The following is a 21,498-nucleotide window of genomic DNA, read 5'->3' on the forward strand; positions in this document are numbered from 1 at the left end:
AACATTCCGGGAGGTCGGGGTATCAACATATCTGGCGTTGACTTTTGGCACGCTGTTGAGTTCTCAAGGAACGGACGCTTCCTTCGTACTCACCCTCTCGGGCTTTCCTCCGGGCGCTTCCCTTCGGCATTTCGTGTTTCAAACTCTACCAGGTCTTTTTCGACTTCCTGACCACCCGTTCCGCAGGCATGCAAAAGCGGAGTCCGAATGACGATCAAGGCTTGATAGATGCTGCCGACCCCCGACTCGAAGTCACGTTGGCGTCAGGCAGGAGTACGACAGTACATCCCTCCGGTCGGGACAGGCAAATCGTTTCCGGTGCTCCCGAGGCCCGCCAACCGGCAGCTCTTACTCGGAACCGTCACTTCCTATGACTTACCCTTCTGAACAGCGCGTCGTTCCCCTACGGACGGTGACGACGGCTCCTGCTTCTTTCCCCGCCCCCCTGGGAGGCTCCCCATGACCCTCGTCGCGGCCCCGCTGCCCGGACGCGCCATCGGACTGCCCGCCGTCCCCGACCCTGTCTTCGCCGGCGCGATGGTGGGGCCCGGCACCGCCATCGATCCGGAGCGGGCACCCGGCGAGGTCGTCTCACCGGTGGACGGGGTCGTCGTCTCCCTGCATCCCCATGCTTTCGTCGTCGTGGACGACGAGGGGCACGGGGTACTGACCCACCTCGGCATCGACACGGTGCAACTCAACGGTGAGGGCTTCGAACTGCTCGTCGGCAAGGGCGACACGGTCAGTCGTGGGCAGGGAATCGTGCGCTGGGACCCCGCCGCGGTCGAGCTGGCCGGCAAGTCGCCGATCTGCCCGGTCGTGGCCCTGGAGGCCACCGCCGACGCGCTCGACGACCTCCGGGAGGACGGCGACGTGAAGACCGGCGACGCGCTGTTCGGCTGGCAGTGACGCCGGCGACGTATGCCAGGGACGGACGCGGCGCGTCCGTCGTACATCCATCGCGGCGAGTCGGTCGCCGCATAACCGGAGACGGGTGAAATGGAGACAACTCTGCGAGGCGTCGGGGTCAGCCACGGAGTGGCGATCGGCGAGGTCCGGCACATGGGGACCGCGGTGCTCGAACCGCCGGCCAAGCAGATCGCGGCGGAGGAGGCGGAGCGCGAGCAGGGACGCGCCCACCAGGCTGTCGAGGCGGTGGCCGCCGATCTGATCGCCCGGGGCAATCTGGCCGGCGGAGAGGCCCAGGCCGTGCTGGAGGCTCAGGCGCTGATGGCGCAGGACCCCGAGCTGATGGCCGACGTGGAGCGGCGTATCGCCGTCGGGTCCACGGCCGAGCGCGGTGTCTACGACGCCTTCGCCTCCTACCGGGCGCTGCTCGCCGGAGCCGGTGAGTACCTGGCCGGGCGGGTCGCGGATCTGGACGATGTGCGGAATCGTATCGTCGCCCGGCTGCTGGGGGTTCCGATGCCCGGTGTGCCGGACAGCGACGAGCCGTACGTACTGATCGCGCGCGATCTCGCGCCGGCGGACACGGCGCTGCTCGACCCGGCTCTGGTGCTCGGCTTCGTTACCGAGGAGGGCGGGCCGACGAGCCACAGCGCGATCCTCGCGCGGGCGCTCGGAGTACCCGCCGTCGTCGCGCTGCCGGGTGCGGGAGAGATCGCCGAAGGCACTGTGATCGCGGTCGACGGCAGCACGGGGGAGATCTTCGTCGACCCCGATGCCGCGAAGCGCGCCGAGTTGGAGGCCTCCGCCGCCGCGCGGAAGGCCGCTCTCTCCGCGTCGACCGGTCCCGGTGCCACCTCGGACGGGCACAAGGTGCCCCTGCTCGCCAATGTGGGCGGGCCCGGGGATGTACCGGCCGCGGTCGAGGCGGGGGCGGAGGGCGTCGGCCTGTTCCGTACCGAGTTCCTGTTCCTGGACGACAGCGAGCGGGCCCCCTCCGAGGAGAAGCAGGTAGAGGCGTACCGCAAGGTCCTCGAAGCGTTCCCGGAGGGCCGGGTGGTGGTACGGGTGCTGGACGCCGGCGCGGACAAGCCGCTGGACTTCCTGACCCCCGCCGACGAGCCCAACCCGGCGCTGGGTGTGCGCGGGCTGCGGAGCCTGCTGGACCATCCCGATGTGCTGCGCACCCAGCTCACCGCGCTGTCGAAGGCGGCGGCCGGACTGCCGGTGTATCTGGAGGTCATGGCGCCGATGGTGGCCGACCGCGCCGACGCCAAGGCGTTCGCGGACGCGTGCCGCGAGGCGGGGCTGAACGCGAAGTTCGGTGCGATGGTGGAGATTCCGTCGGCCGCTCTGCGGGCCCGGTCGATCCTTCAGGAGGTCGAGTTCCTTTCGCTCGGGACCAATGACCTGGCCCAGTACACCTTTGCCGCCGACCGGCAGGTGGGCGCCGTCTCCCGGCTCCAGGACCCGTGGCAGCCCGCGCTGCTCGATCTGGTGGCGCTGTCGGCCGAGGGCGCGAAGGCCGAGGGCAAGAGCTGCGGTGTGTGCGGCGAGGCCGCCGCCGATCCGCTGCTCGCCTGTGTGCTCACCGGTCTCGGTGTGACGTCGTTGTCGATGGGCGCGGCCTCGATCCCTTATGTCCGGTCCGCGCTGGCCAAGCACACGCTGGCGCAGTGCGAGCGTGCCGCGGCCGCGGCACGGGCGACGGACTCCGCGGAGGAGGCCAGGAAGGCCGCCCAGGCGGTGCTGTCCGGCGAATGAGCCGGTGATCCGGGTTCCTTGGGATCCTGAGGGGCTTCCTGCCGTGCACGGCAGGAAGCCCCTTCTCCTTGGCCTCGGGTTCCAGTGGGGTCCGGTGGGTTCCAGCGGGTTCTAGTGGTGAGGGCCGCTCTCGTCCAGGTGGAGGTCGAAGCCCGCGCAGTACTCCACGCCCGGCTCGGGTGAGAGCGGCTCGCCGGTGTCCGCGTCGGTGCAGTAGGCGCTGAAGACCTCGCCCTCGGTGAGGGGGACGAGGCTCCCGGCGGTGAGGCGCCAGCCGCGCAGCCGGTCCGGGGTGCCCGGTTCCGTCGTACGGAGCACCACTCCCCCGGCGCTCTCCAGGGCGATGCCCGCCGCGAGCACGCTGACGAACTCGGCCGCCTCGGACGCGTCGAGGCGGGCCGCCTCGCTGTCCAGGGGCGCGATGTCCTCGGGCACCGTGGCGCCACCGGACGGCGACGCGCCCTCAGCATCCTCCGCGTCCTGCGCGCGTTCCGCGTGCAGGACGGCCAGGAGCTGTTCGTCGCCCGCGGGGACGCTGCATACGAGGTGGTGGGTGCCGGGGCCCGCCTCCTCCAGCAGGCGCAGCAGGATGTGGGAGGCGCGGTCGAAGGCCGCGGTTCCGATGTCCTCTCCGCACTGCGCGCAGGTGCCGAGGTCGGCGAGGAGCGTTGTCACGTACTCCCAGGTGGCCCTGCGGATCGCGGTGTTGACCAGCTGCGGGACGAGGGTGTCGATGCGCTGGCCCGTGTACGCGACGGCGGCGCCGCTCGCCGGGATGGCGGCGGTGAAGCGGCTGCGGCTGTCCGGGGTGTCCGGGTCGAGCCCCGTCTCCTCGCAGTACTCCGCGAACTCCTCCGGGTCGAAGAGGGCGACGGTGGTGTGCACCCCTTGTGCCGCGAGCGCCCTCAGCAGCCCGTCGAGCTGCCGGAGATAGGCCGCGTGGTCGTCGAAGGTGAAGCTGGGATAGCTCCGCATCGCGGTGAAATCCTGCTCGTCGGCCAACAGGCCGACGATGCTGGGGACTTCACGGCGCAGCGCGCGGCGCCTGGCCGCGCGGGTGCGGGGGCGATCGGATCGGATGCGGTCGGATCGGATGTGGTCGGTGTGCGTACGGTCGGTGTGGCTGCGGTCGGTGTGGCTGCGGTCGGTGTGGCTGCGGTCGGTGTGTGTCATGACTCCCCCTGAACATGGTCGATCTTTGCTCACTCAGAGTAATCGGGGGGTCTGACAACGGGCGGTCCGCCGCCGGGATCAGGGGCGTTCGCGGGCGAGCTTCTCGTAGAAGCGGAGCAGTTCGAGGTTGTCGACGGAGCCGGCGTTGACGGCCTTGTCCAGCGGTGTGCCCTGGAGGAGGCGCTTGACGGGGACCTCGATGCGTTTGCCCGTCAGTGTGTGCGGGACGCCGGGGACTTCGACGATCTCGTCGGGGACATGGCGTGGCGAGAGCTGTTCGCGGATCGTCCGCCGGACGCGGTCGCGCAGTGCGTCGTCGAGTACGGCGCCCTCGGCGAGCTGGACGAAGAGCGGCATCCAGTAGCCGCCGTCCGGTTCCTCCACTCCGATGACCAGGGATTCCCTGATCTCGGGGAGGCGTTCGACGACTTCGTAGATGTCGGCGGAGCCCATCCGGACGCCCTGGCGGTTCAGGGTGGAGTCGGAGCGGCCGTGGATGATGACGGATCCCCGGTCGGTGAGGGTGATCCAGTCGCCGTGGCGCCAGGCGCCCGGGAACATCTCGAAGTAGCTGTCGCGGTAGCGGCTGCCGTCGGGGTCGTTCCAGAAGCGGACGGGCATGGACGGCATGGGCTGGGTGACGATCAGTTCGCCGACCTCGCCGACGACCGGCCGGCCCTGCGGGTCCCAGGCCTGGAGGTCGGTGCCGAGGCAGGGTGCCTGGAGTTCCCCCACGTGGACGGGGAGGGTGGGGACGGCCCCGGCGAAGCAGCTGCACACGTCGGTGCCGCCGCTGACGGAGGCGATCCACAGGTCCGCGGCGACCTCGTCGTGGAGCCAGCGGAATCCGTCGGGCGGCAGCGGCGATCCGGTGGTGGCGACGCAGCCGACGCGCGAGAGGTCGTGGTCGCGCCCCGGGTGCACGCCGGCCTTGCGGCAGGCCATGACGTACGCGGCCGAGGTGCCGAAGAGGGTGGCGCCGGTCCGCTCGGCGACGGCCCACTGGGCGTCGACGGAGGGGTGGCCGGGGCTGCCGTCGTACAGCACGAGCGTGGTGCCGGTGAGCAGCCCGGATACGAGGAAGTTCCACATCATCCAGCCCGTGGAGGTGTACCAGAAGAAGCGGTCCTCGGGGCCCAGGTCGCAGTGGAGGCCGAGTTGCTTGAAGTGTTCGAGGAGGATGCCGCCCTGGGACTGGACGATCGCCTTGGGCAGGCCGGTGGTGCCGGAGGAGTACAGGACCCACAGGGGGTGGTCGAAGGGGACGTGCTCGTAGGCGAGGGCCGCCGGCTCGGCCGAGGGGTCCTCGGGCGGTGCGACGACGTCCGTCCAGTCGAGGGCGCCGTCCGGCGCCGGTGTGCCGAGCAGGGGGATGTGGACCACGGCCCGCAGGGTGGGCAGTTCGCGGCGGAGTTCCGCGACGGTGCCGGTGCGGTCGTGCTCCTTGCCGCCGTAGCGGTAGCCGTCGACGGTGACGAGGACGACGGGTTCGACCTGCTGGAAGCGGTCGAGGACGCCGCGGGCGCCGAAGTCGGGCGCGCACGAGGTCCAGGTCCCGCCGACGGCCGCGGTGGCGAGGAACGCCACGACGGCCTGCGGGATGTTGGGGAGGTAGCCGCTGACGCGGTCCCCCGGGCGTACGCCGAGCTCGCGCAGCCGGGCCGCGAGCGCGGTCACCTGGCGGCGCAGCTCCGCCCAGCTCACCGCGGTCTGCTCGGACGTCTCGTCGACGTACAGGAGCGCCGGTTCCTGGGCGCGGGCCGGGTCGTCCGCCGTACGCAGGGCGTGCTCCGCGTAGTTGAGGGTGGCGCCGGGGAACCACTGGGCGCCGGGCATGGTGCGGTCGCCCAGGACGCGTTCGTACGGGGTGGCGAACCGGATGTCGAACCAGTCGGCGACGGCGGCCCAGAACGTCTCCAGCTCCTCGACCGACCAGCGGTGCAGTGCCGCGTAGCCGCCGTCGGCCGGTGCGCCGTACCGCTCGGCCGCCCAGCTCTGGAAGCGGGTGATCCGGGCCGTGGCGACCCGGTCCTGGCTCGGCTGCCACAGGGGGGTGTCGGGGCTGGCGGCTGCGGTCATGGGGCGGCTCCCGGCTGGCTCGGCAGTGGTCACGTGTGACGTGGTGCGAGATGACGTGGTGCGAGATGACTCGATGACGTTGGTGACGTGGTGACGTGGTACGGACGATGCCATGTGATCGTCCGCGGCACCAGGTTCCGTCCGTGATGTCGGACCGGGGGCGCCACGGGTGAACGGCAGTTGAACGGAGTCCCCCGGAGGCGGCGCGGATGGCAGGCTGAGCAGCATGGACGGTCGGGAACTGGTGCGTTCGATGAGAGTGGTCGGATCGGTGCGGGGGCTGCGCTCCGTACGGTCGGCGTGGCGTGGGCGGCGGGCGGACGCCCGGGAGCTGGCGCCGCGCGGCCCGGAGCGGGCCCGGGTGCCGGGGCCGGTCACGGGGGCCGAGCCGCTGCCGGGCGGTGGGACGGTGCGGTTCGCGCGGGCGGAGCTGCGGGTGTGCGTCATGGTGGGCGGCGCGGTCTTCTGGGGGTGGGACGGGGCGGGTCCGCTGCCGTCGTACGGGCTGGCCGGTGCCCCGCCGGAGCCGGATCCGCGGGCCGGTCTCGAACCGGACAAGGACGGCGGCTGGCGGGTGGTGTCGGAGCGGGTGACGGTGGCGGTGTCGCGCCACGGCGGTGTGGAGGTCCGTACGCCGGGGGGTGTGGTGCTCCGCCGGGAGCTGCCGCCCCGCTGGTGGGAACCGGTGGCGGGCGGCGGCGCGCGCTGGGTGCAGCGGACGGAGGTGGCGGCGGACGCACGGTTCTTCGGGCTGGGCGGGCGGGCGTCGGGGCCGCGGCTGCGGGACGGCACGTACCGACTGTGGAACACGGATCCGGGCGGCGGGTTCGGTCCGGGGGACGATCCGCTGTACGTGACGATGCCGGTGCAGCTCGTCGTGGCCGACGCGGGTACGCACCTCGCCTTCCACGACAACTCCTGGGACGGCCGGGTCACGCTGCGCGAGGGCGAGGAGGGCGCCGGCTCCGGGCACGACCGGCCGGGCACGGCCGAACTGCGGATGGAGGGCGGGCCGCTGCGCTGCTGGGTGGTGACCGGCACGCCGGCGCGGGTACTGCACGGCTGGACGGCGCTGAGCGGCGCGCCCGTGGCGCCGCCGTCCTGGGCGCTCGGTCCGCAGCACGCGCGCTGGGGGTTCGGCAGCGAGCGGGAGGTGCGGCGGATCGTGGCGGGGTACCGCGAGCGGGATCTGCCGCTGTCGGCGGTCCATCTCGACATCGACCACTACGACGCACACCAGGTCTTCACGGTGGACCGCGAGCGCTTCCCCGATCTGCCGGGGCTCGCGGCCGAGTTGCGCGCGGAGGGGGTGCGGCTGGTCTCGATCGTCGATCCGGCGGTGAAGGCGGAGCCGGGGAACGCGGTGTACGACAGCGGGCGCGCGCTCGGTGCGCGCGCGGGGGACCCGGGGAGCGGCGGGGCGTTCGTACGGGACGCGCGGGGGCGCCCGGTGCGGGGCGTCGTCTGGCCCGGTGAGTGCGTCTACCCGGATTTCACCGATCCGGCGGTGCGCGACTGGTGGGGCGAGCTGTACGAGGAGCGGCTGGCGCAGGGGTTCGCCGGGGTGTGGCACGACATGAACGAGCCGGTGTCCTTCGCGCCGTTCGGCGACCCGACCCTGCCGCGCTCGGCCCGGCACGCGCTGGAGGGCCGGGGCGGCGATCACCGCGAGGCCCACAACGTGTACGGGCTGACGATGGCGCGGGCGGGGTACGAGGCGCTGCGGCGGCTGCGCCCCGAGCAGCGGCCGTTCCTGTTCTCGCGCTCGGGCTGGGCGGGGATGCAGCGGTACGGCGGGACGTGGTCCGGCGATGTGTCGACGGGGTGGCCCGGGCTGCGCGCGTCGCTCGCGCTGGTGCTGGGGCTCGGGCTGTGCGGGGTGCCGTACTCGGGTCCTGACGTGGGCGGTTTCGACGGGAGTCCGTCGCCCGAGCTGTATCTGCGCTGGTTCCAGCTCGGCGCGTATCTGCCGCTGTTCCGTACGCACGCGGCGATCGACGCGGGGCGCAGGGAGCCGTGGGAGTTCGGCCCCCGGGTGCTGGAGCACGCGCGGGCCGCGCTCGACGAACGGGAGCGGCTGCGGCCCTACTTCGTGACGCTGGCTCAGCTCGCGCGGCTGACGGGGGCGCCGTACGTCCGGCCGCTGTGGTGGGGCGCGCCGGAGGACCGGGCGCTGCGCGACTGCGAGGACGCGTTCCTGCTGGGTGACGCGCTGCTGGTGGCGCCGGTGCTGACGCGGGGCGAGGACCGGCGGGCGGTGCGGCTGCCGCGTGGGCGGTGGTACGACACGGTGACGGAGCAGGCGTACGAGGGGCCCGGCCAGGTGCTGCTGGACGCGCCGCCGTCCCGTATCCCGGTGCTGGCGCGGGCGGGTGCGGTGATTCCGGTACGGGGGTCGGACGGGGGCATGGAGCTGGAGGCGTGGACTCCGGCCGGGGGGCGCGCGGGCGGTGGGCTGGTGGTGCTGGATCCGGAGGACGGTGGCGACAAGCCGGCGGAGGCCGCGGGAGACGCGGCGGAGCGCGGGGCGGGCGGCGCGGCGGAGCTCGGGGCCGTCGGCGCGGCGGAGCGTGCCGCGGCGGGCGGGTCCGAGGGGGAGCCCGAGCCCCGGGTGGAGCGTTACACCTCCCGGCTGGTGGACGGCGCCGTCCGGGTCGAGCGGGTGACGGACGAGGGCGCGGCGCCCCCGCGGTGGCCGGTACGGGTCCGGGGCCAGGCCGCCGGCTGACCGGGCCGGTACGGCTCCGTACCGCCGTACGGTCGGCCGCCGTACGGTCAGCCGCGTGGCCCGGTGGCGTAGCAGCCGGCGAACCAGGCCCGTACCGCCTCCGTGTGGAGCGGGAACGCCAGTTCGGCGGGGGCGCGCAGCAGGTGCAGGCCCGAGGTCTCGGCCGTGGGGACCGAGGGCGGCAGGCTCGCGGCGGGGCGTTCCGGGAGGAGGCCGAAGAGGAGGAGATGGCCGTCGGGTGAGCTGAGCGCGTCGGCCAGGGTGACGTCCCGCTCGGCGGCCTCGATGCCGGTCTCCTCGCGGAGTTCGCGGACGAGGGCGTGGCGCCAGTCCTCCCGGTGGTCGATGAATCCGCCGGGGAGGGCGACGCCGCCGTACGCGGGTTCGATGGTGCGCGTGATGACGACCAGGGAGGTGCCCTGGCGGTCGGTCACCGGCAGCAGGGCGACGGCGACGGGCAGCGGGTTGCGGTAGGCGGTGGCGCCGCAGGCCGGGCAGGTGCGGGGCCAGCCGGCGGCCGCGGGGTACGGGGCGCCGCAGTAACCGCAGAACGCGTGGGCGTCGGTCTTCTTCCGGGGCTCGGACACGCCGGGACTGTACCGGACACGCCGGGACCGTACGGGACGCGCCGGGACCGTACCGGACATGGCCGGGACCGCCCGATGGGGCGGACTGTATGCGATCGCCCTTTCCTCTCGCCCGTGAAGCTGATAGATCCATGTGGTCATGACAAGAATCGCGTTCCCGCGCCGCGCCCTGGCCGTCACTGCCGCCTGCGCCGCCGTGCTGCTCACTGTTATCACGCCCGCCCCGGGTGCCGGAGCGGCCTCCGTCGCACGGGCCGGAGCGGCGCCCGCCCCGACCCGCTCCGAGCCGACCGCGCCCGCGGAGTTCGTCGCCCTGCGCACGGTCGCTCCGACGATCATCCAGGAGATGCGGTATCCGACCCGGCACACCTTCCTGGGCCGGCCGGTGGACGGCTACCGGGAACCGGTCTGTATCGTCACCCGGTCCACCGCCGAGGCGCTGCGCACGGCGCAGTGGCGACTGCTGCGGAAGGGCTACTCCCTGAAGGTGTACGACTGCTACCGGCCACAGCGGGCCGTGGACCACTTCGTGCGCTGGGCGAAGGATCTCCAGGACGAGCGTATGAAGGCGGAGTTCTATCCGCGCGTCGACAAGTCACGGCTGTTCGAGGACGGTTACATCGCGGAGAAGTCCGGGCACAGCCGCGGTTCCACGGTGGACCTGACGCTGGTGAGGCTGCCGGCCCTGCCGACGCGTCCGTACGTACCGGGCGAACCGCTCACTCCGTGCCACGGACCGAAGGAGAAGCGGTTTCCGGACAACTCCGTCGACATGGGAACGGGCTTCGACTGCTTCGACACGCTCTCGCACACCGACGACCCGCGCGTGCGGGGCGCGCAGCGGGCGAACCGGCAGCTCCTGAAGTCGGCCCTGACCGAAGTGGGATTCACCAACCTGCCCGAGGAGTGGTGGCACTTCACCCACAAGCCGGAGACGTTCCCGGACACCTACTTCGACTTCCCGGTGGCACGGGGCTCGGTTCGCGGCCGCTGAGCCCGGAGTCCCGAGAACGGCGCGGGAACGGCCGGGACCACCCCCGTGGGCTCCGGCCGTCCCCCGTGGTGGGGGACGCCGCGCGGCCGTCTCCGGTTCTCGTGTCGGAGAGGGGCCGGAGAGGCCGGAGAGGGCGGGGGCTGGGGGGGCGGTCAGGAGGTGGGCGCGTGCTCGCGCGACAGGGCCGCGCGGGTCATGGCGTGTTCGACCACCGAAACCAGCACCTCCTTGACGGACTCGCGTTCGCGCGCGTCGCACATCACCAGCGGGACCTCGGGGTCGAGGTCGAGCGCCGAGCGTACGGTCTCGCCGGGGAAGCGGTCGGCCCCCTCGAAGCAGTTGACGGCGACCGTGAAGGGAATGCCGCGCCGTTCGAAGTAGTCGACGGCGGCGAACGAGTCCGCGAGCCGCCGGGTGTCGGCCAGTACGACGGCGCCCAGGGCCCCCTGGGCCAGCTCGTCCCAGAGGAACCAGAACCGGTCCTGCCCGGGGGTGCCGAAGACGTACAGCACGAGGTCCTCGCGGAGGGTGATCCGGCCGAAGTCCATGGCGACCGTGGTGGTCGTCTTGGACTCGACGCCGTCGACGTCGTCGACGGGCCGGCCGGCCTCGCTCAGCATCTCTTCCGTACGGAGCGGCCTGATCTCGCTCACGGCGCCGACCAGGGTGGTCTTGCCCACCCCGAAGCCCCCCGCTACGAGGATCTTCAGCGCCACCGGATCGACCGGACGCTGCCTGCGGCTAGAGCGCCCGAAGACCATTGATCACCTCGCGGAGAATGCTCACGTCCGGCAGCTCGGCCGGCGGAACGGGACGGGTTACACGCACGATTTCGTCCTCGACGAGATCCCCGACGAGCACCCGGACCACCCCTACGGGGAGATCGAGGCCCGCCGAGAGTTCGGCGATCGACTGGGGACTCGTGTAGCAGCGATCCACGATCTCCACGTGTTCCGGGGAGAGCGTCTGGTCCCGGCCGGGGTCGCCGGCCTCGGGTTCGCATACGACGAGCGCGATCAGGTCGAGCTGGTGGCGCGTCGCGCTGCTGGTGCGGCCACGCGTCATCGCGTACGGACGCACCACCGGTCCGGCTTCGCCGTCGAACCAGTGCTGCGGATCCTGACCTGAGTCACTCATCTCAGCCCACTCACCCTCCGGCGGGCAGGCCGGTCCGTGGGGCCGTGCCCAGGTGGACCCCGACCCGCTTGACCATGAGCGTCATCTCGTAGGCGACCTGACCGACGTCCGAGTCCGCGTCGGAGAGCACGGCGAGACAGCTGCCGTCGCCCGCCGCGGTGACGAAGAGGAAGGCGTCGTCGAGTTCGACGACGGTCTGCCGGACGCGGCCGGCCTCGAAGTGCCGGCCCACGCCCTTGGCCAGGCTGTGGAATCCGGAGGCGACGGCCGCGAGGTGCTCACCGTCCTCACGCGTCAGGTCCTTCGACGTGCCGGTGGCGAGGCCGTCCCCGGAGAGGACCACTGCCTTACGGATGCTGGCGACGCGCTCGACCAACTCGTCGAGCAGCCAGTTGAGCTCTCCCGCGCCATTGGGGTCGGTGGAGCGTGCTGCGACATTCGGTGCGGTCATCGACCGTCCCCCTCCGATGTGTTTCCTTGAGTCTCGACCCGGGCGCTGGAGTCCTCGGCGTCGTTCTGCCGACGACCGCGCTGCCAGCCGCGTTGGAGCGACGCCATACGGCTGCGGACCTCGTCCGCGTCCCGCTCCTGCTCGACGGGCCGGCCCTCGCCGGGCCCCGGGCCGGAATTCCTGTCCTGCGCGACGTCCCTCAACTGCGGGGCCAGGCTGGCCTGCCGGACCCGGCGGGGCAGTCCGTCGATCATGGCCGGTGCCTGGTCCGACGGCGCCCCGGCCCCGGCACGGCGGGTGGTCTGCGGCGGGATGCCGGACCTGCCGCGCCCGCCCGTCCCGCCGGGGGCGGGCTGGTCCTGTGCCGGGTGACCGCGTTCCGGCTCGTCCACCCGCCGACCGCGGTCGGCGACCAGGGTCGGGGGCTTGCGGCGGGGCAGGACCGGGTCGTCGGCGGATCCGGATCCGGTGTCGGCCCCGGGGTCCTGCCGGGCGTGCCGGCCACGCGGGGCCGGGGTGATCCGGCCGTCACGCCGGTCGCGGAAGTCGCGGCCGTCACGGCTGTCGTCGCGGCGGTTCTCGTCGCGGAGCTCGCGCAGTTCGTCGCGGCTCATACGGGCGTCCCGTACGTCGTACAGGTCGCCTCGGGCGTCGCGGCCGTCACGGGTGTCCCGTACGTCGTAACCGTCACGTCCCTCACGCCGGGCGTGGGCGTCGGGTGTGCTGTGGGTGGTGTCGCGGAGGTGCTCGCGCGCGCGGAACAGGCCGCCACGCTCGCTCTCCGTGTCATCGAGATCGCCGATGCCGTCACCTCCGCCGATTACCGGCCCGCTGTCGGCCCCCAGAGCACCGACCGGTGCTTCGAGTTCGACCGGGCCGTCGAGCACCGACGGGCCGCTGCCCAGTCCGGTGGGGACCTGCGCCAGTGCGGTACGCCGCCCGCCGCCGGAGTCGGCGCGGCCGCGCCCCCGTTCCAGGGCGTTCTTCCGGTCGAGCCGGAAGCCGGTGCCCTCCGTCTCGGGGGCGTCGGTGAGCAGCGCGACGGGCAGGAAGACGATCGCCGTCGTGCCGCCGTACGGGGAGGGCTGGAGGGAGACCCGTACGTTCTGCCGCTGGGCGAGCCGGCTGACGACGAACAGTCCCAGCCGGTCGGTGTCCGACAGTTCGAACTCGGGGGTCTCGGCGAGCCGGAGGTTCGCGTCGAGCAGCACCTCGGGGGCCATGCCCAGACCGCGGTCGTGGATCTCCAGGGTGAAGCCGTTGGCGACCCGCTCGCCGTGCACCTGCACCGCGGTGTGCGGGGGCGAGAACACCGTGGCGTTCTCCAGGAGTTCGGCGATGAGGTGGGTGAGGTCCGCGACCGCGGGGCCGCCGACACCGATCCTCGGGAGCCTGCGGACCTCGATGCGCTCGTAGTCCTCGACCTCCGCGACGGCCGCGCGTACGACGTCCATGAGCTGGACGGGCTTGCGCCACTGGCGGGAGGGGGCGGCGCCGGAGAGGATCACCAGGCCTTCGGCGTGGCGCCGCATACGGGTGGTGAGGTGGTCGAGGCGGAAGAGGTCGGCCAGTTCCTCGGTGTCCTCCGTGCGGCGCTCCATGGTGTCCAGGAGCGTGAGCTGCCGGTGGAGCAGGACCTGGTTGCGGCGGGCGAGGTTGACGAACACCTCGGAGACGCCGCGCCGCAGGTCGGCCTGTTTGACGGCGGCCTCGACGGCGGCGCGCTGAAGGGTGTTGAGGGCCTGGCCGACCTGGCCGACCTCGTCCCTGTCGTATTCGAGACGCGGCGCCTCGGTCTCCACGTCGACCGGATCGCCCGCGGCGAGCCTGCGCATGACGCTCGGGAGGCGCACGCCGGAGACCTCGTGGGCCTCCTTGCGGAGCCGGGAGAGGTCGCGGATCAGGTCACGGCCGACGCGGGTGGAGACGAAGATGGAGATGAGGAGGGTGAGCAGGCCCAGGGCCGCGGCGAGTCCGGTCCTGACGAAGACGTCCTGGCGGACGGGGTCGATGTGGTCCCGGTAGAGGGAGCTGGCCTCCGCGCTCTCGTCGGTGAGGTCGCTGAGGACGGAGGCCGTCATCCGCTGCCAGCTCTTGGCGCTGACCGACTTCGGGTTCTTGGCCGGCCCGCCGGCGATGAGACGGTCCTCGGTCTCGCGCAGTTCCAGGGTGGCGGGGGTCCGCCAGTACTGCTCCAGCGTCGCGCGGTCGGAGAGCGGCAGGTCGGCCAGGTTGGACTCGTAGAGCAGGACGCGGTTGGCGACCAGGTCGGAGGTGCGGCGCAGGTCCTCGGCGGTCATCTCGCGGCCGACCAGCGCGGAGGCGACGAGCGCGTCCTCCCGGGAGAGCATCTCCTTGGCGCGGTCCAGGCCGATCAGCGCACGACCCCAGTTGTCGCCGTCCATGTCCTCGTTGCTGTAGAGGGAGGCGAGGACGTTGTGACTGGGGTCGATGAGCTTGTTGTAGAAGTCCAGGGCACCCTCACGGGTGACCGTGCTCTCCTCGACGGACCGGCGCATCAGGTCGAGGCCGTCCAGGTCGCCGAGGAGCCTGCCGAGCCGGTCGGAGGTGATGGTGTCCATCCGGTCCCGCACGCCGGAAGCGGCGTTGCGTCTGACCGTGGTCAGCGCCCGGTCCGTGTCGCTGCGGCGGCTGCGGAGCTCGGTGAGCGAGTCGACGGCCTCGGGGTCCGCCAGGAAGATCAGCGTCTGGCGGCGCTCGCTCTGGAGGACCCGGATGCTGTCCTCCACCGGGTGGCCGATTTTCTCGATCGCGTAGCTGACATCGACGAGCTGCTTGGCCGGGGTGCCGGCGAGCGTCGTCGCGAGCCCCCAGAGAACGGTGAGCCCGATGAGCGGCACGAGCAGCAGCGCCACGATCTTCCGGCGGATGGATTTCCCGCGAAAGCGCATGGCCTCCCCCTGGTCGATCCCCGCCTGATGCGGGAGATACTTCGTCAGCAAACGGCGCGAGCCTACTACTGTCACACCGGCAACTCGAAGACACGTCCGGATGTTTTTCAGCCGTCCCCTGCCTCCTTGATCATGGGTTGTCCCGGTATTCGGCGAGATGGCTTCCGCCTCTGATGTATGGAGGCCACGAGGGAAGACACGTACCGGTCAGGACAGATGGCCGAAATCATTCGCTTGACGGCCGGGTGACGGTCCGATGACGGCCAGGACGGGAATCTTCGTGGGTGGACATTCGTCGTTATGTACGGGGATCAGGGGAAGTCCGGAGCGCTACGGGCGGTTCGCGCATCACCGTTCGGAATCGGTTCGATTCCGAAGTGGCGTGAAGCGTGACGAGCCGGGCAGTCCCCCTTGGGACGGACAGCGGGGTTGGGGAGTGACGGTCCATGCAGCAGACGGATGAACGGCGGGGCGCGGTGCGAACGGGGGAGTTCGAGCGGGTCTCGCGCGGGTTGTGGGTCGAGGAGCCCGCGCGGTCCTACCGCATGCCGGATCCGGTCAGGACGGCCGCGGTCCGGGCGGTCATCATCACCTCGGTGACACTGATTCAGGCCATGATTGCGTTTCTCAGCACGCTCGCGGGGTCCTGGCTGGCCTTCCCGATGGTGCTGAGCAGTGTGGCCTCGACGGTGGTGGCGACGTGGGGTGTGCTGGACGTCTGGGTGACGCGCCAGGTGTGGAACCAGCGTTACGGAGTGGTGTCCGTGCCCAGCAGTACGGCACGCCAGTTGCGCCGCGAACGGCGCAGGGCACGGCGGGCGGACAGGAAGGCGGCGCGCGAGGGGGTACGGATACCGCCGGCGGGCGCCGCCGCCCTGAGCGAGGAACAGGCAGGGGCCGGGCTCAAGACGGCCTGACCCGCTCCTCTCCGGTGTCCGACGGGGCTGGAGCCGGGGCTGGTGTGGAGGCCGGGTCGGGGGTCCGCTTGAACATGCGGGTCGCGGTGATCTCCCCGTGCACGGGCTCGCCGTCCGGGTCCTGCTGCGGCAGCCCGGGGCGCAAGTGCTCCTCCACGCTGATGTACTTCAGCCCGGCACGGAGATCCGCGTCGTTGCGCAACCTGATGACCAGCGGGAATTCGGCGAGCGCCGTCGTGTCGAAGAGACCCGTGGTGTAGAGGAGCTGCACGCCCAGCGCGTCCGAGACCGCGCGTTGGAGTTCCAGCAGGTACGTGGCGTTGGCACGGCCGATCGGGTTGTCGAGGAAGAGCGTGCCCGCGTGCCGGTGCTTGTCGCGCCCCCGGTCGTTGCTGCGGAGCGCCGCCATCGTGCAGTACAGGGCGATCGCGGCGGTCAGCAGCTGACCGCCGGAGAAGACGTCGCCCATCTGCCCGACCGGCACGCGCTCGGCGCGCAGCACGGCGTCGGGCTTGAGGATCTCGACGGCGATGCCCTTGGGTTCGAGGGCGGCCTGGACACCGCGCAGCAGCAGGGACATGCCGTCCCTGCGGAGGTCGGAGTTCTTCTTGAGGGCGGCCCGGGTGGCCTCGTCGATGACCTCGCCCAGCCGTTCGGTGAGCGTCGCGCGGTCCGGCTCCTCGAAGCGGATCCGCAGGAACTCCTGCCCCGACCACTCCCCCAGGCCCTCGGGCAGCCGCGAGAGCCGCTGGGCCGAACGGAGCGTCGTCAGCGCGGAGTCGACCAGACCGCGCAGCCGGTCGACGATGGAGTCGCGGTTGCGCTCCAACTGCGCCAGCTCGTCCGTCAGCACCCTCAGCCGGGGTGCGAACGCCTGCGCCCACGCCGCTGCGTGCTCGGGCAGCGCGGCGGCCGGGAGCTCGCGGATCTGCTGCCGGGCGGGGGTCCGCACCTGCTCGTACCGGGTGGAGTTGGCGTGCCGTACGAGCACGTCGCACGCCTCCCGTACGCCCGCCTCCGCCGCCGAGAGGTCGGCCGCGCAGCCGCGCAGCGCCCGGCGGGCCTCGCCCGTGGACCCGCGGGCCTCCTCCAGCGTGCCCGGATACGGCTCCGGCGGGCGCGGTGCCTCCCCGGGGTCGGTCTCCTCGGTGACAGCGCCGCGCAGCAGGTCGCGCAGGAGGGCCGCGGTCTCGTCGAAGCCGCCCGCCGCCTCCTCGGCGGCGCGGTGCGCGTACAGCAGCTCGCTGTGCGCGGCCCGCGCCGTCTCCAGCGCGTCGGACCGTACGGCCAGTTCGGTGGTGGCCGTACGGAGCAGGATCTGCGCCTGCTCGGCGTCGGCCGGGGCCTGGTCCTCGGGGAGTTCGGTGTGGGTGTCGCCGTCGTCGGGGGCCAGCCGCTCGGCCTCGCCGCGGAACCGGCCCAGTTGTTCACTGGCGGCCGAGGCGCGCGACTCCAGCATCTGGACCAGGGACTCGGCGCGGGCGGCGGCGGCCTGCCGGGAGGGTCCGTCGGCTCCGTCGGTGGATTCGAGCAGTTGCCCGGCGCGGGTACGGACCTTGTTGGTGAGCCGGTCCAGTTCGGCGAGGGCGGCGCTCTCGTCGCCCTCGGCGCGGGCCTGTTCGGCGCGCAGGTCGGCGCCGACGCCCACCTTCTCGTACAGCTGGGAGGCCGCGCGGTACGCCTCGCGCAGGGCGGGCAGCGCGGTGCGCGGGGCGTCCGGCGCCGCGTCGGGGACCGTCTCGGGGGCGCCGGCGATCTCGGCGCGCTCGGCGCGCAGGGCGCGCGCGGTCCGGCGGGCGTCGTCACCCGCGCGCTGGGCGGCCCTGCGGTCCTCGTCGGCGGCGCGGGCCCGCTCCAGGCAGACGGCCGCGCGCGCCTCGTACTCGGTGGCGTCGTCGGCCAGTTCCCGGAGCTTGGCCTGCCATCCGGCGCGGTCACGGAGCCGGTGCGCGAGCCCGGAGAGCACGTCGGCGGCCCGGCGGGCGCGCTGGGCGGCCTCCTGGCGTTCGTCGCGGACCCGGGCGGTGTCGGCGGCGGCCTCGTCCGCCTCGGCCCGTACCGTACGGGCCTCGGCGAGTGCCGCCGCGGCCGTCTCCGCGCTCTCCCGGGCCGTGGCCGCGGCGGCGGACAGCTCCGTGAGCATGCCGGGCGGGCAGTCGGCGCGCCAGGAACCGATCCTGGCGGCGAGCGAGCGGTCGCCGGTCAGCCGGGCGGCGAGGGTACGGATCTCCTCGTCGCGGGCGGCGGCGCGGGCGCGCAGCGTCTGCCGCTCCTCGTCGGCGGCGTGCTCGTCGTGCATGGCCGGGTTCGGCGGTACGAGGAAGACGCCGAGGACCCCGCTGCCCTCGGCACCTTCCGCGCCCGGCGGCGGCACCGGGGCCAGCAGCGCGGCGGCGGTGCCGACGGCCACGGTGGAGCGCGGCAGCAGCGCGGCGCCGGCGAGCGCCTCCCGGGCGCGGGCGTGCGAGTCGGGGTCGGTGATCACGACGCCGTCGACCAGCTCGGGCCTGGCGGCCAGCACGGCGGCATGGTCGGCGGGGTCGACGGCCTGGGCGAGATAGCGCCAGCCGGGCAGCGCGGGGATGCCGTGTTCGCCGAGGAATTCGACCGTGGCCAGCACATCGGGGCCCGGCGGCAGCAGCCCGCCGTCGCCGAGGGCGCCGAGGATCCGCGCGTCGTCGGCGGCGGCGGTCCGCAGCTCGAAGAGGTTCCGTTCGGCGGCGGCGATGCCCTGGTCGAGGAGTTCGCGCAGCTCGTCGGCGTACCGGTCCAGCTCCTCGGGGCTCAGGGGGCCCTCGGAGGGGTGCGGGGACGCCCCGGGCCGGTGGGCCGCGGGGCCGTTGGGCGCCGTGTTCGGCCCGGTCTGCGGACCGGTCTGCGTCCCGGCCGACGTCGCGTTCGTCGTCCCGTCGGGCGCCGGGTCCGTGCCGGTGCGCTGGCCCGGGACCCCCGCCTGCGACGTGGTCAGGGCCGCGACGGTCGTGGGCAGGCTCAGCAGTTCGGCGAGGCGTTCGTCCCCGGCGATCGACTCGGCGGCGCGGCGCTCCGCCTCGTAAGACTGCTCCGCTGCGCGGGCGGCGTCGGCGGCGCGGGCGGCGGCCAGTTCGGCGCGGGATTCGGCGGAGGCGCCCTCCCTGGCGCGCTCAGCCGACGTACGCGCCGCGTCGCGAGCCGCGTCCCAGAGGGCGACGGCCGCCTTCTCCGCGTCGCTGGCGGCGAGCGCGGCACGGGCCGGGTCGGCGTCGGGCGCGGAGTCGTCGAGCCAGCCGGCCCGGACCGCCTCGGCCGTCTCCTGCTCGACCTCGGCGAGACGCTGGCGCAGATGCCCGGCCTCGCTTCTGGCGCGCTGCGCGTCGGTGGCGGCGGCGGTCGCGTCGCGGTGGGCGGCCTCGCCGGTCTCCTGGAGGATGGCGGAGCGCTCCTCCTCCTCGTTCGCGAGACGCTCGCCCTCCTCGGCGGCGGCGTGCAGCGCCCGTACGAGATCGGCCGCGGCCGTGGCGCGGGCGGCCAGCGCGGGCGCGGCGTCCCGCTCGGCCTCCCGGATCGCGACGGCCACGCGTGCGGAGCGGTCGGACGCCGCCCGGTGGCGCAGCACGCTCTCGGCGGCCTGCCAGGCCGAGTGGAGCGTACGGGCGTCGGTGAGCTCCCGGCGCTGGGCCGCGGCGCGCTTCTCGGCGGCGGTGAGCGCCAGGGAGGCGTGCCGGTAGGCGAGTTCGGCGGCGATCAGCGCGCTGTGGCCGCGCGACCGCTCGGCCTCGGTCACGGTGTGGGCGGCGGCGGTGACCTGCTGGGCGAGGTCGGCGGCCCGGCCGCGCTCCTCGCCGGCCCGTGCGATGAGCCGGGTGACGAGCGTACGGGCCCGGCGCTCGGCGCCCGCGTGGACGTCGCGGGCGCGGCCGCGGGTCTCGGTCGCCGCCACGATCCGGCCGAGGAGATCGACGGAACCGGCGGTGAAGTCGCGCTCCGCGGTGAGTTCGGCGCGGCGGCCCAGCTTGTTGCCGAAGCCTCCGACGAGGTCGGCGAGGCCGTCGGTGTCCCGGGTGTCGGTGACGGCGCGCAGCAGGAGGTCGGTGAAGTCGGAGTCCTTCTTGACGGCGAAGAGACCGGCGGCCTCGCCCTCGTCGGCGTTCATCTCGCGCTGGTAGCGGAAGAGTTCGGGGTCGAGGCCCAGATCGCCGAGGTGTTCGTTCCAGCGGTCGTGGATCTCCTCCCAGTGGATGTCCAGATGGGGGTAGAACTTCCCCGCCTCGGTGAGGGCGTCGCGGAAGCCCTTCATCGTGCGGCGCCTGCCGCGCGCGCCGGAGACGCCTTCGGCGGGCGGCCGGACGGCGGTGGACTCGGCGACCGGCAGCGAGTCGAGGCTGAGTCCGGGGCCGGGCCGGAAGGAGTACCACCCCTCGGCGAACTTCCGCGGGTCGTTGGAGACCTGCCGGCCGCGCCACTCGCTGGCCTTGCCGACGACGACGAGTTCCCCGGTGAGGGTGTGCTGCCACTCCAGGGCGACATGGCCGCAGTCGTCCGCGAGCAGGAACTTGCGCAGCACGCCGGAGCTGGCGCCGCCGAGTGTGTTGCGGTGTCCCGGCAGCATCACCGAGAAGATCAGCTTGAGCAGGACGGACTTGCCGCCGCCGTTCTCCAGGAAGAGCACCCCCGCGGGGGCGGGGCGGCGCGGCGGGCCGACCGGCTCCTCCTCGAAGAACTCCGCCTGGGTGGGCGCGGGGTGCGGCACGGGGGCGCCCACTCCGCGCAGGTCGAGCACGGTGTCGGCGTAGCGCGCGCCGGCGGGGCCGATGGAGTAGAGGCGGACCCGGGACAGCTCGTACATGGCGGACTCTCGTCTGGTGAATGGCGGGGCGGGTGGGGCGGGGGCCGTGGGCGGGTGGGCGTGGGCGGGGTGTCAGGCGTGGAAGGGCAGGCCCGCGTCGGCGGCCAGTTCCAGGTCGTCGCCGTCGGGCGGGGGCAGCAGGGTGGCGGAGCCGTCGGTGACGGGGACGACGCCCAGCTCCAGCAGTTCGCCGAGGGCCGCGTGGCCCGCCATGTCGCGCACCTGGAGCTGGTAGCGGGCGGTGGTGCGGTAGGCGCCTCCGGCGTCGTCGCCGGTGCGCTGGAGGAATCCGGAGTCGGTGAGGAACGCGACGGCCTTGCCGATGATGCCGGTCGTGGAGCCGGCGAGACGGCGGGCATCCTTGGTGGCGCCGGTCGCGCTGCGCCGTGCGTAGGTCCGCCAGGCGGCCTCCAGGCCGGGGGCGTCGGTCGACGGGTCGGTGTTCTCCCCGTCCCGCTCGGCGCGCTCCTCCAGGCGGCGGCAGGCCTGTCGTACGAAGGCGTCCACCCCGTTGACCGTGATCCGGCCGATGTATCCGTCGTCGGCGAGGTCCTCGGGGCGGGGGAAGGCCAGGGCCGCGACGGCGAGATGGGCGAGGCCGTGCAGGAAGCGGTCGGCGGAGTCGGTGGAGGCGCGGCGCGCGTAGTCGCCCATGCGGACGGCGAAGACCGAGTCCTCTGCCGCGGTGACGGCCATGCCTGCGCGCGGGGAGACTTCGAGGACGACGAGACCGAACCCGGTGGCGACGGCGTCGGCGACGCGGGCGAAGGCGGGGTCCTCGCGGTAGCGGCGGAGCAGCTCGGTGTACTCGGCGTCGCGGGCCGGCAGCAGTTTGGGCTGGAGCCCGAAGGAGACGAGGCGGGCGGCGTCGGCGGCGTCGGCCGGGGTGAGCGCTCCGCCGGCGCTCGGCCTGGGGGGCTCGGGCGGGTCCTGGTCGGTGGGGTCGGGCCACGTGGCGGAAGGCTCGGCGGTGTAGTCGCTCACGGGGCGGCTCCTTGGGGGGTGCGGGTGGTGCGGTACGCCGT

At 73.2% G+C, this 21,498-nt stretch carries 15 protein-coding genes; 6 read left to right on the plus strand and 9 right to left on the minus strand.

Annotated features, from left to right (window positions below; translation table 11 throughout):
• The 3 genes from ACFXKG_RS39660 to ptsP form a co-directional block, all read left to right on the plus strand.
• A partial coding sequence (locus ACFXKG_RS39660; protein WP_384849986.1) for a hypothetical protein occupies positions 1–211 on the plus strand: 211 nt, incomplete at its 5' end.
• Positions 212–459: 248 nt separating this feature from the next.
• The gene (locus ACFXKG_RS39665) at positions 460–909 is read left to right on the plus strand and encodes a PTS glucose transporter subunit IIA (RefSeq protein ID WP_384849989.1); all 450 of its coding nucleotides are present in this window, start codon (positions 460–462) and stop codon (positions 907–909) included.
• A gap of 90 nt (positions 910–999) precedes the next feature.
• Positions 1,000–2,670 (plus strand): phosphoenolpyruvate--protein phosphotransferase, encoded by a 1,671-nt coding sequence (ptsP, locus tag ACFXKG_RS39670; protein ID WP_384849992.1) that lies wholly within the window; start codon positions 1,000–1,002, stop codon positions 2,668–2,670.
• Between the two features lie 111 nt (positions 2,671–2,781).
• On the opposite strand, the gene ACFXKG_RS39675 is transcribed toward ptsP, so the two are convergent.
• Both ACFXKG_RS39675 and ACFXKG_RS39680 read right to left on the minus strand, forming a co-directional pair.
• Positions 2,782–3,843: a hypothetical protein gene (locus tag ACFXKG_RS39675; protein WP_384849995.1), complete on the minus strand. Its 1,062-nt coding sequence runs from the start codon at positions 3,841–3,843 to the stop codon at positions 2,782–2,784.
• A gap of 78 nt (positions 3,844–3,921) precedes the next feature.
• On the minus strand, positions 3,922–5,922 hold the full coding sequence (locus ACFXKG_RS39680; protein ID WP_384849998.1) for an acetoacetate--CoA ligase: 2,001 nt from the start codon (positions 5,920–5,922) through the stop codon (positions 3,922–3,924).
• 226 nt (positions 5,923–6,148) lie between these two features.
• On the opposite strand from ACFXKG_RS39680, the gene ACFXKG_RS39685 reads away from it, so the two are divergent.
• A complete protein-coding gene (locus ACFXKG_RS39685; protein ID WP_384850001.1) occupies positions 6,149–8,650 on the plus strand; it encodes a TIM-barrel domain-containing protein in 2,502 nt (833 codons plus the stop codon).
• A gap of 47 nt (positions 8,651–8,697) precedes the next feature.
• Here ACFXKG_RS39685 and ACFXKG_RS39690 read toward each other — a convergent pair whose 3' ends face one another.
• Entirely contained in the window at positions 8,698–9,237 is a 540-nt protein-coding gene (locus tag ACFXKG_RS39690) for an NUDIX domain-containing protein (RefSeq protein WP_384850004.1), read from the minus strand.
• Between the two features lie 139 nt (positions 9,238–9,376).
• Here ACFXKG_RS39690 and ACFXKG_RS39695 point away from each other — a divergent pair, with 139 nt between their 5' ends.
• The gene (locus ACFXKG_RS39695; RefSeq protein WP_384850007.1) at positions 9,377–10,231 is read left to right on the plus strand and encodes a M15 family metallopeptidase; all 855 of its coding nucleotides are present in this window, start codon (positions 9,377–9,379) and stop codon (positions 10,229–10,231) included.
• Between the two features lie 152 nt (positions 10,232–10,383).
• Here ACFXKG_RS39695 and ACFXKG_RS39700 read toward each other — a convergent pair whose 3' ends face one another.
• The 4 genes from ACFXKG_RS39700 to ACFXKG_RS39715 are packed head-to-tail and all read right to left on the minus strand — an operon-like array spanning position 10,384 to position 14,731.
• Complete coding sequence (locus ACFXKG_RS39700; RefSeq protein ID WP_382898807.1) at positions 10,384–10,992, minus strand: ATP/GTP-binding protein; 609 nt, start codon at positions 10,990–10,992, stop codon at positions 10,384–10,386.
• Entirely contained in the window at positions 10,973–11,368 is a 396-nt protein-coding gene (locus tag ACFXKG_RS39705; protein ID WP_329828358.1) for a DUF742 domain-containing protein, read from the minus strand. The genes ACFXKG_RS39700 and ACFXKG_RS39705 overlap by 20 nt, the downstream gene beginning before the upstream one ends.
• 10 nt (positions 11,369–11,378) lie before the next feature.
• Entirely contained in the window at positions 11,379–11,819 is a 441-nt protein-coding gene (locus ACFXKG_RS39710) for a roadblock/LC7 domain-containing protein (protein WP_329828359.1), read from the minus strand.
• On the minus strand, positions 11,816–14,731 hold the full coding sequence (locus tag ACFXKG_RS39715) for a nitrate- and nitrite sensing domain-containing protein (RefSeq protein ID WP_384850037.1): 2,916 nt from the start codon (positions 14,729–14,731) through the stop codon (positions 11,816–11,818). The genes ACFXKG_RS39710 and ACFXKG_RS39715 overlap by 4 nt, the downstream gene beginning before the upstream one ends.
• A gap of 446 nt (positions 14,732–15,177) precedes the next feature.
• On the opposite strand from ACFXKG_RS39715, the gene ACFXKG_RS39720 reads away from it, so the two are divergent.
• Positions 15,178–15,648 (plus strand): hypothetical protein, encoded by a 471-nt coding sequence (locus tag ACFXKG_RS39720; protein WP_384850011.1) that lies wholly within the window; start codon positions 15,178–15,180, stop codon positions 15,646–15,648.
• Here the strand turns inward: ACFXKG_RS39720 and ACFXKG_RS39725 are convergent.
• Both ACFXKG_RS39725 and ACFXKG_RS39730 read right to left on the minus strand, forming a co-directional pair.
• Positions 15,635–20,473, minus strand: coding sequence for a hypothetical protein (locus tag ACFXKG_RS39725; RefSeq protein ID WP_384850014.1), 4,839 nt, complete (start codon positions 20,471–20,473; stop codon positions 15,635–15,637). The genes ACFXKG_RS39720 and ACFXKG_RS39725 overlap by 14 nt on opposite strands.
• Positions 20,474–20,545: 72 nt before the next feature.
• Positions 20,546–21,457, minus strand: coding sequence for a hypothetical protein (locus ACFXKG_RS39730; protein ID WP_384850017.1), 912 nt, complete (start codon positions 21,455–21,457; stop codon positions 20,546–20,548).
• Positions 21,458–21,498 lie beyond the last annotated feature (41 nt).

This window comes from Streptomyces sp. NPDC059255, assembly GCF_042752355.1.
Taxonomy (GTDB): Bacteria; Actinomycetota; Actinomycetes; order Streptomycetales; family Streptomycetaceae; genus Streptomyces.

What these genes read in the sequence shown, in the direction of transcription:
- ACFXKG_RS39700 (WP_382898807.1), bottom strand. Translation starts at nt 10,992, where the DNA reads ATGGTCTTCGGGCGCTCTAGCCGCAGGCAGCGTCCGGTCGATCCGGTG.
- ACFXKG_RS39725 (WP_384850014.1), bottom strand. Translation starts at nt 20,473, where the DNA reads ATGTACGAGCTGTCCCGGGTCCGCCTCTACTCCATCGGCCCCGCCGGC.
- ACFXKG_RS39675 (WP_384849995.1), bottom strand. Translation starts at nt 3,843, where the DNA reads ATGACACACACCGACCGCAGCCACACCGACCGCAGCCACACCGACCGC.
- ACFXKG_RS39705 (WP_329828358.1), bottom strand. Translation starts at nt 11,368, where the DNA reads ATGAGTGACTCAGGTCAGGATCCGCAGCACTGGTTCGACGGCGAAGCC.
- ptsP (WP_384849992.1), top strand. Translation starts at nt 1,000, where the DNA reads ATGGAGACAACTCTGCGAGGCGTCGGGGTCAGCCACGGAGTGGCGATC.
- ACFXKG_RS39720 (WP_384850011.1), top strand. Translation starts at nt 15,178, where the DNA reads ATGCAGCAGACGGATGAACGGCGGGGCGCGGTGCGAACGGGGGAGTTC.
- ACFXKG_RS39680 (WP_384849998.1), bottom strand. Translation starts at nt 5,922, where the DNA reads ATGACCGCAGCCGCCAGCCCCGACACCCCCCTGTGGCAGCCGAGCCAG.
- ACFXKG_RS39715 (WP_384850037.1), bottom strand. Translation starts at nt 14,731, where the DNA reads ATGCGCTTTCGCGGGAAATCCATCCGCCGGAAGATCGTGGCGCTGCTG.
- ACFXKG_RS39685 (WP_384850001.1), top strand. Translation starts at nt 6,149, where the DNA reads ATGGACGGTCGGGAACTGGTGCGTTCGATGAGAGTGGTCGGATCGGTG.
- ACFXKG_RS39710 (WP_329828359.1), bottom strand. Translation starts at nt 11,819, where the DNA reads ATGACCGCACCGAATGTCGCAGCACGCTCCACCGACCCCAATGGCGCG.
- ACFXKG_RS39695 (WP_384850007.1), top strand. Translation starts at nt 9,377, where the DNA reads ATGACAAGAATCGCGTTCCCGCGCCGCGCCCTGGCCGTCACTGCCGCC.
- ACFXKG_RS39665 (WP_384849989.1), top strand. Translation starts at nt 460, where the DNA reads ATGACCCTCGTCGCGGCCCCGCTGCCCGGACGCGCCATCGGACTGCCC.